Origin of the sequence: Chlorogloeopsis fritschii PCC 6912, assembly GCF_000317285.1 — a bacterium.
Lineage (GTDB): Bacteria > Cyanobacteriota > Cyanobacteriia > Cyanobacteriales > Nostocaceae > Chlorogloeopsis > Chlorogloeopsis fritschii.
In genome coordinates this window covers 65,774-75,845 of the sequence record NZ_AJLN01000094.1, presented here as the reverse complement: position 1 = coordinate 75,845, position 10,072 = coordinate 65,774, and the positions used below count along the sequence as shown (strand labels likewise).

8 protein-coding genes are annotated in these 10,072 nt (G+C 43.9%); 6 read left to right on the top strand and 2 right to left on the bottom strand.

Going from position 1 to position 10,072, the window contains the following annotated elements; genetic code table 11:
- Positions 1-23: 23 nt before the first annotated feature.
- The gene (locus UYC_RS0118145; protein WP_016875898.1) at positions 24-2,372 is read right to left on the bottom strand and encodes a ribonuclease R family protein; all 2,349 of its coding nucleotides are present in this window, start codon (positions 2,370-2,372) and stop codon (positions 24-26) included.
- Positions 2,373-3,034: 662 nt separating this feature from the next.
- On the opposite strand from UYC_RS0118145, the gene UYC_RS38960 reads away from it, so the two are divergent.
- Together UYC_RS38960 and UYC_RS0118135 are read left to right on the top strand one after the other, a co-directional pair.
- Positions 3,035-3,178 (top strand): hypothetical protein, encoded by a 144-nt coding sequence (locus tag UYC_RS38960; protein WP_016875899.1) that lies wholly within the window; start codon positions 3,035-3,037, stop codon positions 3,176-3,178.
- A gap of 307 nt (positions 3,179-3,485) precedes the next feature.
- Entirely contained in the window at positions 3,486-4,418 is a 933-nt protein-coding gene (locus UYC_RS0118135; protein ID WP_016875900.1) for a hypothetical protein, read from the top strand.
- 684 nt (positions 4,419-5,102) lie between these two features.
- On the opposite strand, the gene clpP is transcribed toward UYC_RS0118135, so the two are convergent.
- Entirely contained in the window at positions 5,103-5,708 is a 606-nt protein-coding gene (gene clpP, locus UYC_RS0118130; RefSeq protein ID WP_016875901.1) for an ATP-dependent Clp endopeptidase proteolytic subunit ClpP, read from the bottom strand.
- A gap of 405 nt (positions 5,709-6,113) precedes the next feature.
- On the opposite strand from clpP, the gene UYC_RS38955 reads away from it, so the two are divergent.
- The 4 genes from UYC_RS38955 to UYC_RS0118115 all read left to right on the top strand — a co-directional run bounded on the left by UYC_RS38955 (position 6,114) and on the right by UYC_RS0118115 (position 9,908).
- Positions 6,114-6,266 carry a hypothetical protein gene (locus tag UYC_RS38955; protein WP_016879604.1) on the top strand — a complete coding sequence of 51 codons (153 nt, stop codon included), beginning with the start codon at positions 6,114-6,116 and terminating at the stop codon, positions 6,264-6,266.
- A 503-nt stretch (positions 6,267-6,769) separates the two neighbouring features.
- Complete coding sequence (locus tag UYC_RS0118125) at positions 6,770-8,848, top strand: thioredoxin domain-containing protein (RefSeq protein ID WP_016875902.1); 2,079 nt, start codon at positions 6,770-6,772, stop codon at positions 8,846-8,848.
- 84 nt (positions 8,849-8,932) lie between these two features.
- Entirely contained in the window at positions 8,933-9,313 is a 381-nt protein-coding gene (locus tag UYC_RS0118120; protein ID WP_016875903.1) for a bleomycin resistance protein, read from the top strand.
- Positions 9,297-9,908 (top strand): molybdenum cofactor guanylyltransferase, encoded by a 612-nt coding sequence (locus UYC_RS0118115; RefSeq protein ID WP_016875904.1) that lies wholly within the window; start codon positions 9,297-9,299, stop codon positions 9,906-9,908. The genes UYC_RS0118120 and UYC_RS0118115 overlap by 17 nt, the downstream gene beginning before the upstream one ends.
- Positions 9,909-10,072 lie beyond the last annotated feature (164 nt).

Below are 10,072 nucleotides of genomic sequence, written 5' to 3'. Positions count from 1 at the left end.
CCATTAACCGATTCTTAGTTTCTTTATTCATCCTCTGAATATGATTCTAAGTCGTCTGGCTCCATGTCGTGGGGTAAGTACATACCTGGTTCTTCACCATTGACTGCGCCGATATCGTGACGAGAAGGAATACCATCACTACCAACTGTTACTAAATCAATTTGCTGGCGGTAGTAATCGACACTTTTAACTTGTACGGCGACGCGATCGCCCAATCGATAGGAAGCACGATTTTTGCGGCCGAACAGTGCTTGTTGTCTAGCTCGGTACTCATACCAATCGTCTTTGAGGGAACTGACGTGTACCAGTCCTTCAACTCGTAAAGGTACGTTTTGACTTCCTTTTGTTTCTTTGGGCGGTACTTCAATTTCTACAAAGAAACCGTAAGATTGGACACCAGTAATTACACCATTGAATACTTCACCGATGCGCTGTTTCATTAAAGAGGCTCTCTGCAAACCCTCCAAATCGGCTTCGGCTTCTAGAACTTCTTTTTCGCGATCATTGATTTGGGTGATCACCCTTGTCAGTTCGCTTTGCAGTTCGCTTTGCAATTCTGGCGGCAGAACGTTCCAATTAATTTCACCGTGACTGGTGGAAGAACGTAGGTTAACACGCTCTTTAACACGGGTGTTGCGGCGATCACGTCCGTGTTCGAGTAGTGCGTAAAATACCCTCTGCATCAGTAAATCTGGGTAACGTCGCAAAGGTGCTGTGAAGTGGGTATACTCTGGCAGCGCTAAACCAAAGTGAGGTGCTTTGTTAGTGCTGTATACTGCCTGTTTGAGCGTGTCCTGCAACAGGTAGGTTAATACTTGCTCGGATGACGATTCTGCAAATACCCTAGTCAACTGTTGATAATCCAGTGGTTGAATATCTATTTCTGGATCTAGTGACAGTTCCACGCCTAAATTGATCGCCAATTTCAGCATTTCCTGCACATCTTCGGGATCTGGTGCGCCTTGCACTCGCCAAATCGCAGGAATTCCTAAGGCACTGAGATGATTTGCCATTATTTGATTAACTAGCAGTACGAACTCGCTCAACAGCGATCGCACAGGTGAATCGTTTTCCACCACACATCCGAGAATGCCTTCATCGTAGAAGGGGTTTTTGTTGGGTGGCAGATTTAATTGCAAACTACCCCGCTCTAAGCGTTGTTGTTTGAGATGAACCCGTAAAGTTTCCAACTGTTGCACCATTTCTGCCACTTCAGTTGACTTTCTGGTGGATTTTTTCCCTAAAATGGCTTCTACTTCTTGGGGATTGAGTAAGGTGTCAACTTTAATGACGCTGGGCTGAATTTCCCAATCCAGCATTTGTCCCGTTTGCGAGTCGAAGGTGATTAAGCAAGAAATGGTTAAGCGATCGCTGCCCGGCACTAAACAACAGCGGTCTGCCACGGCTTCTGGTAACATTGGCAGTACTAGTTCTCCCAGATATACCGATCTACCACGTCTGAGGGCTTCGCGATCCAGCGCTTCGTCTGGTTGAACATAGTGAGAAACATCGGCAATATGAAAGCCTAATTGCCAATTTCCAGCAGCAGTTTTTTCTAAAGAAAAGGCATTTTCTACAGTCTTTGTGTCAACATTGTTACCATTAATTGCGACGGTAAATTTTTGTCGCAAATCCAATCGGTTTTTTAGATCTGCTTTGAGAATCCTTTTCGGTAATTTTGTGGCAACTTCTTGTACGTTCTCCGAAAAAGTACGGGAAAGGTCATGTTTGCAGGTAACTAAATCAATGTCAGCCGCTGCTTCTGCATCACTACCAAGGATTTGCACTACCCGACCAAGGGGAGGATACTGTGCTAGGGGATAGCGCAATACCTCGACGTGAGCTAGGTGATCGACAGCTTCTTCCAACTTGGGATTATGATTTTGCAGTTTGAGTTCAAACAGCAAGCGATCGTCTAAAGGTACCGCACGAAAACCAATTTCTACCTGCTTGATTCGCGCTAGTAAAGTATGATTAGATCGCTCTAAAATCAGCTTTACTTCTCCCTCTGGAGAACGGCGACGGCTGCCTTCTTTGAGAACCCTAACTAAAACGCGATCGCCATTCCAAGCATTACTTAAATGGCTTTCTCGGATATATATATCTTCAGCCCCTTCTACATCCTGAATTGCAAAGCAGAAGCCTTTACTAGAACAGCGAAGTTTAGCTTCAATCAAGCCTTCTTCTGTCACACGGCGATACTTGCCACGTTCTTTTACCAAGATTCCTATTTTTTCTAGCACCTCCAAGGTAATGTGAAGTTTTTCTAAACTAGCTTCATCTTCACAACCCAGTTTCTTTTCCAACAGTTTACGAGCTACCAATTTATCATCTGTAAAATTGGCAAGGAGTGTAGCGATTGAAAATTCCATGCAGTGAACCGACCTTTGGTCAAAACATCATTTTTTTGAGGACACTTGCGTGCAGAGAGAAGTCAGAGCGCCGACTTTTGGCGATTTGAACTTCAAAGGTTTCTCCGCCCTTGCAAAATGTCTGTTGTTGAATCTGGTTCTTGGTTGAGTACCCTCACAAACCACAGACACTAGTGGTAAACGAACTTCCCAACAAGTAGGGCGCTACACGTTCATCTCAGAGTATTACTTCGTTCAAGTCCCTTGTTTATGCTAATCGGAAAAAGCGTGCCTGATGCCGATTTTACCCTACAAAGTTAAGTACGCAACGGGTTTTTGAGAGACTATGTTTGGATTATTCTCGGTGGAACTGCCCAAACATATTGTGTAGGATAAAGCGCAGGTGTTCGATTGCCTAATTGCAAGGTACTTTACGCCATGAGACTCTGATTTTTAACTAGGAGAAACTGCCGACAAACCTAAAGGCTACATATGTAGAATTGGTAACAATCAGGTCAGCAGCTTAATCAGCTGTGAGGACGAACCATTACTTCATTATTGTAGATTTAGTAAGTACTTCCAGAAAAGATTTCTGAATGTTTTATTGGGTAAATAGTATAGCATTACTAGTAATAATACGTAGACTGCTTGGAAAGTAGCCAAAAATTTACTTAAAAATCACGATGCTACAATCCGCATACGGAAGTAACAAACAGCATCATGTAGCAGAATTTATGAAAGTAGAGATGGAGACGGTTGCTGGTAGAAAGTCAAAAAATCAACAACAACTTATACCTATACAAGCAAGTCATCTCAACTTTGGTTAACTAATTTTAAGTTTGAAGTTGAATTAACCAAAGATGCCCCACACCGTTAAGCACAGATGCAGAAGCATTTTCCCGCAAGGTTAGTCTTTAATGAGAGAAAATTAATAGTTAGTTCAAAGTTCTTTAAATTAAGTATGACTAATTTACCCTAAGTGGTAGAGCAATCCAAAACTCTTAAAAAGAGAAAGGGGAAAATGGGAGAACAGAAGCTTCAGGGGCAAGAACGTCAAGCACGATTCTCCGTGTCTTTGTATCCTCTTGACCCGATACCCTTCATGTAGCATACGATAGATTGGTGGCAGTTATGATGTTGGCTGAGTTTCAGAGCTTTTATCCTACGGGTTGTTTAGTGTCCGAACTAGTGCAAATTTATCACGGAAAATATATCGTTCGTGCCAGCGTACAAATTGACGGCGTGACTCGTGCGACTGGTATGGCGGCGGCAGAGACTGTAGAGGCAGCAGAAGATCAAGCAAGAAATAGAGCTTTGATGGTTTTGGGAGTAACAAGTCAATCACAACCATCAACAGCTATTACCTCTGAGGCGATCGCCCAGGTAGAGTCTAAACTGGATTTACCCACAATAGACGAATTTCATCGTGAATCGGCCCATACTCCCACACCTAACCATGTTTCGCAAGCAGAAGCCGTTGCGCCTGTCACAGAACATCCTGTTTCTGTAGGGGAAATTGAGGCATACAATCACCAGGATTTTGAGCCAAGCTTTGCTGTAACTAGCAAAGAAGAACCCCAGTTAGAAATTCCACTAGAAACAGGAGCGATCGCCTCCGGCGGGTACAGCATGGCTAGAAAAATTGAAGATTTTTCTAGCGTCAGCGAAGCTGACGCAGATGTTGCACAGCAACAATCTGCCATCCCCGCTCACACCATCGTGCCTCCCAAAGAACTTGAAGCTCAACAGTTCCCAGAAATTGGTTCTAGTAATGTCACCCCATTTCCACAACGTAGTTATAACAATCCAAAGGAGAATATAGATACTCAACCAGCGACGACTACAAAGAAAAAGAAGAAAAGCGAACCTGTGGATCAGTCAGATGAAATTGCCAGAATTGGTGTAGAAATGCAGCGCTTAGGCTGGACAACTGAACAGGGAAGAGATTATTTGATTAAAACCTACGGTAAGCGATCGCGTCATCTACTCGATCCAGAAGAATTACGCCATTTTCTCAAATATTTAGAATCCCAACCTACACCTTTAGATCCGTTAGCAGGGTTTTGAGTTGAGAGTCAATTGTCATTAGTCATTAATCATTAATCATTGGTAGGGGCGGGTTTATCTTAGATAGATATTTCGTCATCCTAGAAAGATTGTCGTTAAAACCCGCACGGCAGTCGCACTCGACGCGCTTAAACCGACGCCAGGTGCTACAACGGGGGACTCGGGGCCCCCACGGAGTGGGGATTGGGGGAGAACCCCCAAGGGCGCACTGGCTCCGCAAGGGCGCGCTGCCTCCCGTACAGTAGTTAGTAGTTTATTCCCTCACTCCCCTATCCCTTGTCCCCTTCCCTACTCCCTCCCTACACGGGAGTTGGAGATTGGTTGCAGATGGTTGCATATAACTAACAATAATTAACAAACAAGGAAATATTTGATTAAAGCCAAAGACAGCGATCCCGCAAAAAACGGTAATCAACGCTATAGATTCTATGGATAGGTATGATATATAATTCAGTAAAACTAATATAAAAACCCTTCGGCTTCATAGTCTCCTCAGGGCGGTGATATCTATAAAAATAAGCATAGTTCTTTTGCTAGTGATTCACCGAAAAATAACAGCTGGAATTTTAAATACATAGAAATTCCAGCCAACAGCAAAATAATGTTCAAAGGCATTTTGAAAGGTTATTACTCAATAATCAACAGTCAATTGGAATGATTGGCTATTGACTACTGAGATATTAGCTAAACAACTGCCATCGGACGGCTACCAGCAGCGTGACGGTCAATCACTTGGTCAATTAAGCCATATTCCCTGGCTTCCTCTGGTGACATAAAGAAGTCTCGTTCAGTGTCTTCAGCAATTTTTTCCAAGGGCTGACCAGTATGTTCGGCTAAATAATCATTTAGCCGCCGCTTGTGATAAAGAATCTCACGAGCTTGAATTTCAATATCAGTTGCTTGTCCCCTGGCACCGCCCAAAGGTTGGTGAATCATCATCCGAGAATGGGGAAGACTCATCCGCTTACCTTTGGCACCTGCACTGAGGAGAAAAGCACCCATACTGGCAGCTAGCCCGGTACAAATAGTGCATACATCCGGACGGATATGCTTCATTGTATCAAAAATGCCCATCCCTGCCGTCACCGAACCACCAGGAGAATTGATATACATATAAATGTCTTTCTCCGCGTCTTCGGCATCTAAAAATAGCAGTTGGGCAACAACCAAGTTAGCTACGTTGTCATCAATCGGTTGTCCCAAAAAGATGATGCGCTCACGCATCAGTCGTGAGTAGATATCAAAGGCACGTTCGCCACGACCCGATTGTTCAATAACGATAGGAATCATGCAGCCTGCTTGTAATTAATGTACATACATTTTACCGATTACAATGGCTGATTGTTTTATTTAGCCAACTTGAACCACTTGATTCTGTTCCTGAATCTATCTATTTTGAAAATAAGGCAGAGGGCATCCCGCAGGGTGCGGCGACTTCCGCCCATCAGAAGTTCGGTGGGGCAGGAGGCAGAAGATAAAGCACTTTTCGTTCCCTCATTATGTAATTTCTCACATAAATGTCTAGTTTTTAATCCCTGGAACAATTTTGTCGTTTTTTAGTCAAAAGTACCTAAGTCATTTTGCTGGCAATAGGCTCGATGTCATCACCCCATAGGGTTAATCAATAGTACGAGGTGTGTTCAGAACACATGATTTTACAATTCAAAAACATCTACCTAGAGAGAGGAAACTGCCATGCTAGAAAAATTTTTACAAGCCGCGCTCATCACCTTCTTACTTCATCTGATCGTAGGATTAACTTCAAATAACACAATTCCCACCAGAGCAGCAAAATCCCCAGGCACGATGTCAACACCAATAGCTTCACTGCTGAGTTTTCTAGATTAAGAAAATTTCACAGATTGATTCAGATATAGGTGTCAAATTCTTTAATATGCCTGCAGATAGTAAACAACTAGTAAATATTCACAACAATATAAAACAAGCCTGCCTGCTAAGACTATTAGATAGTTCAAGCAGGCAGGTTTTGTTTATGTAAAATCACTTTATTATCTTCATCATAATTTAAGTATTCTTGCCAAAATTCCATCTATAACTTAAGAGCCGCTGCACAGCGGTGCATCACCCGCTACGAATGAAACAAGTCAAATTCTCTTTCCTACCTGTGGAAGCCCTCCAGGTATCCTGCGGGTTCTCTGAAGGAGTACGGGGGTTCGCATACCCTTACGGGAAGCCGCCTCTGGCGTCTACGTAACGGAAACCGATCCCCTCACCACTACGCATCTACTGCCATCTGCCTTGTTTCTTCAGTAAGTACGACGGTATTCACGCTAAGACTTTTAAGAACACGTTAGACTGACATTGATAGGGTAAATACCTGATGTCTAATCATGACTAATCGCCTTGCTGAAGCTAAAAGCCTCTACCTCCGCAAACACGCCGAAAATCCTATCGATTGGTGGCCTTGGTGTGATGAAGCACTCACCACTGCAAAAGCGCAAAATAAACCTATTTTTCTCTCCATTGGCTACTCTAGCTGCCACTGGTGTACTGTTATGGAAGGAGAGGCGTTTTCCGACCCGGCTGTTGCCGAGTACATGAACGCTAATTTTATTCCTATTAAAGTAGATAGAGAAGAAAGACCAGACCTCGATAGCATTTATATGCAGTCTTTGCAGATGATGAGCGGGCAAGGAGGTTGGCCTTTAAATGTTTTTCTTTCTCCAGAGGATTTGGTACCGTTTTATGCTGGCACATACTTTCCATTAGAACCACGCTATGGTCGTCCGGGCTTTTTGCAAGTTCTGCAAGCAATTCGCCGCTACTATGATACAGAAAAAGAAGACTTGCGCGATCGCAAAGCAGTAATTTTAGAGTCGCTTCTTACCTCTGCGGTGTTGCAATTTCAGGGTACAACACAAGCTCAAGATCGGGATTTACTACGGCAAGGTTGGGAAACTAGCACGGGGATCGTTACTCCCAATCAATATGGTAACAGTTTCCCGATGATTCCTTACGCAGAATTAGCTCTGCGAGGAACACGATTCTTGTTCCCTGGTTCTACCTGGGAACAAGAATCTAAATACGACGCCAAGCAAATTTGTACCCAGCGAGGGCTAGACTTGGCATTGGGCGGAATTTACGATCATGTGGGTGGAGGGTTTCACCGCTACACTGTCGATCCCACTTGGACTGTGCCTCACTTTGAAAAAATGCTCTACGACAACGGTCAAATTGTAGAGTACTTGGCTAATCTTTGGAGTGCCGGAGTACAGGAACCAGCCTTTGAGAGAGCGATCGCACATACTGTGCAATGGCTGAAACGAGAAATGACGGATACATCAGGTTACTTCTGGGCTGCTCAAGATGCCGATAGCTTTATCACTGGTGAAGAAGCTGAACCAGAGGAGGGAGCATTTTATGTCTGGAGTTACAGTGAACTAGAGCAATTACTTACTCACGAAGAACTAACAGAATTGCAACAATCGTTTACAGTTACTACTAACGGCAACTTTGAAGGTAAGAACGTACTGCAAAGGCGTCATCCAGGAGAACTGAGCGAAACGTTAGAAACAGCGTTAACGAAATTGTTTGTAGCCCGTTATGGTGCAACCCCTGAATCGCTAGAAACTTTTCCACCCGCTCGCAATAATCAAGAGGCAAAAACAAGCAATTGGCCTGGTCGAATTCCATCGGTAACAGATACTAAAATGATTGTTGCCTGGAATAGTTTGATGATTTCCGGCTTGGCAAGAGCGTATGCAGTATTTCGACAATCTTCTTATTTGGAACTAGCAACTCAGGCAGCGAACTTTATCTTAAATAATCAGTTTGTAAATGGGCGGTTCCATCGTCTTAATTATGAAGGACAAGCAACCGTACTAGCTCAATCTGAAGATTACGCCTTTTTCATCAAAGCCCTATTGGATTTACATACTTGTTGCCCCGATCAAAAAAATTGGTTAGAAAGCGCGATCGCTCTCCAAGAAGAATTTGACGAATATCTTTGGAGTGTCGAATTAGGTGGATACTACAACACATCCAGCGATGCAACTCAAGATTTAATCGTGCGAGAGCGCAGTTATGCAGATAATGCCACACCTTCTGCAAATGGAGTAGCGATCGCTAATCTTGTGCGTCTTGCCTTACTTACCGACAATCTCCATTATCTAGATTTAGCCGAGCAGGGCTTTAGGGCATTTCGCTCTGCCATGAGTCATGCTCCCCAAGCTTGCCCAAGTTTGTTTACCGCCTTGGATTGGTATAGCAATTCGACTTTGATTCGCACTACAATCGAGCAGATTAACTCGTTGAGTTCCCAATATTTGCCAACTGCTGTATTCACCGCAGAATCAAAATTACCACAAGGTAGTGTTGGGCTAGTTTGCCAAGGTTTGAAATGTTTGCCAGCACCTGAGAGTTTAGAACAACTGTTGCAGCAGGTGCAGCAAAGTCAGACTAGGGGATAACAGAAGAGGGCTTCAAAAAACACAGATCCCCGACTTCTGCTGAAAAGTCGGGGATCTTACAGGACGCATTTTAAATGTATAACTATGAACAAGCCACCTGTACTTAAAAACATCAACCCGATGATTCCAGCAGGAAGCGACATGGAAGTGGCAATCGCCTTTTATGAGCAACAGCTTGGCTTTACAACAATCCATAAAGAAGGCGATCCAGTTAGGATGGCGATTGTCCAACGAGATGGGGCGACAATTTTTCTGCTTCAGAATGATGATAAACATCTGGCAGAATGGACAAGTTTTCGTGTCTTTGTTGATGGGATCGAGCAACTTTACCTAGAATTTCAAGCCAAAGGAGGACAGATGATTCACCCGAACGGTAAGCTAGAAACTAAACCTTGGGGAATGAAAGAGTTTGCCGTAATTGATCCGGCTGGTGTGTGTATCACGTTTTATGAACCAGCAAACTGAGAAAATTCAGCAATGTAAATTAACTGCGATCGTTCTCGCAGGTGGTAAAAGTACGCGCATGGGCACAGATAAAGCCTTGATCCCGATTCAAGGGGTGCCGATGTTGCAATTTATTTGTCGCATAGCTGAGGCTTGTGCTGAAAAAGTCTACGTAGTCACTCCTTGGCAGGAACGCTATCAACACTTGTTACCTCCCAAAAGCCAGTTCATTCAAGAAGTACCTTTACCAGGAGAAACTGGCAACGAACCTCGAACCCACGGGCCACTTGTAGGATTTGCCCAAGCACTGGTATATGTAGAAACAGAGTGGGTGTTGCTGCTAGCTTGCGATTTACCAAATTTGCAGCTAGAAGTTTTACAGGAATGGGCAGTTGAACTCGATCGCGTACCCCAAGAAGCGATCGCAGCTCTAGTTCAAAAGGATAATAGATGGGAGCCGTTGTGTGGCTTTTATCGGCGTCGTTGTTTACCAGAATTGAATAAGTATATTGATCGGGGTGGGCGATCGTTTCAAGAGTGGCTGAGGCAGTATCCAGTGCAAGTATTACCTTTGCCCGATCCCAAAATGCTATTTAACTTTAACAGTTATCAGTAATAATTTATTTGTTCCCTATCCCCTGTCCCCTATCCCCTATCCCCTATCCCCTTCCCCTATCCCCTGTCCCCTATCCCCTGTCCCCTATCCCCTATCCCCTATCCCCTATCCCCTGTCCCCTATCCCCTATCCCCTGTTCCCTGTTCACCGATTTAAGTTTAAAA

Coding starts and splice junctions, on each gene's coding strand:
- UYC_RS0118145 (WP_016875898.1), bottom strand. CDS start 2,372: ATGGAATTTTCAATCGCTACACTCCTTGCCAATTTTACAGATGATAAA.
- UYC_RS38960 (WP_016875899.1), top strand. CDS start 3,035: ATGCTACAATCCGCATACGGAAGTAACAAACAGCATCATGTAGCAGAA.
- UYC_RS0118135 (WP_016875900.1), top strand. CDS start 3,486: ATGTTGGCTGAGTTTCAGAGCTTTTATCCTACGGGTTGTTTAGTGTCC.
- clpP (WP_016875901.1), bottom strand. CDS start 5,708: ATGATTCCTATCGTTATTGAACAATCGGGTCGTGGCGAACGTGCCTTT.
- UYC_RS38955 (WP_016879604.1), top strand. CDS start 6,114: ATGCTAGAAAAATTTTTACAAGCCGCGCTCATCACCTTCTTACTTCAT.
- UYC_RS0118125 (WP_016875902.1), top strand. CDS start 6,770: ATGACTAATCGCCTTGCTGAAGCTAAAAGCCTCTACCTCCGCAAACAC.
- UYC_RS0118120 (WP_016875903.1), top strand. CDS start 8,933: ATGAACAAGCCACCTGTACTTAAAAACATCAACCCGATGATTCCAGCA.
- UYC_RS0118115 (WP_016875904.1), top strand. CDS start 9,297: ATGAACCAGCAAACTGAGAAAATTCAGCAATGTAAATTAACTGCGATC.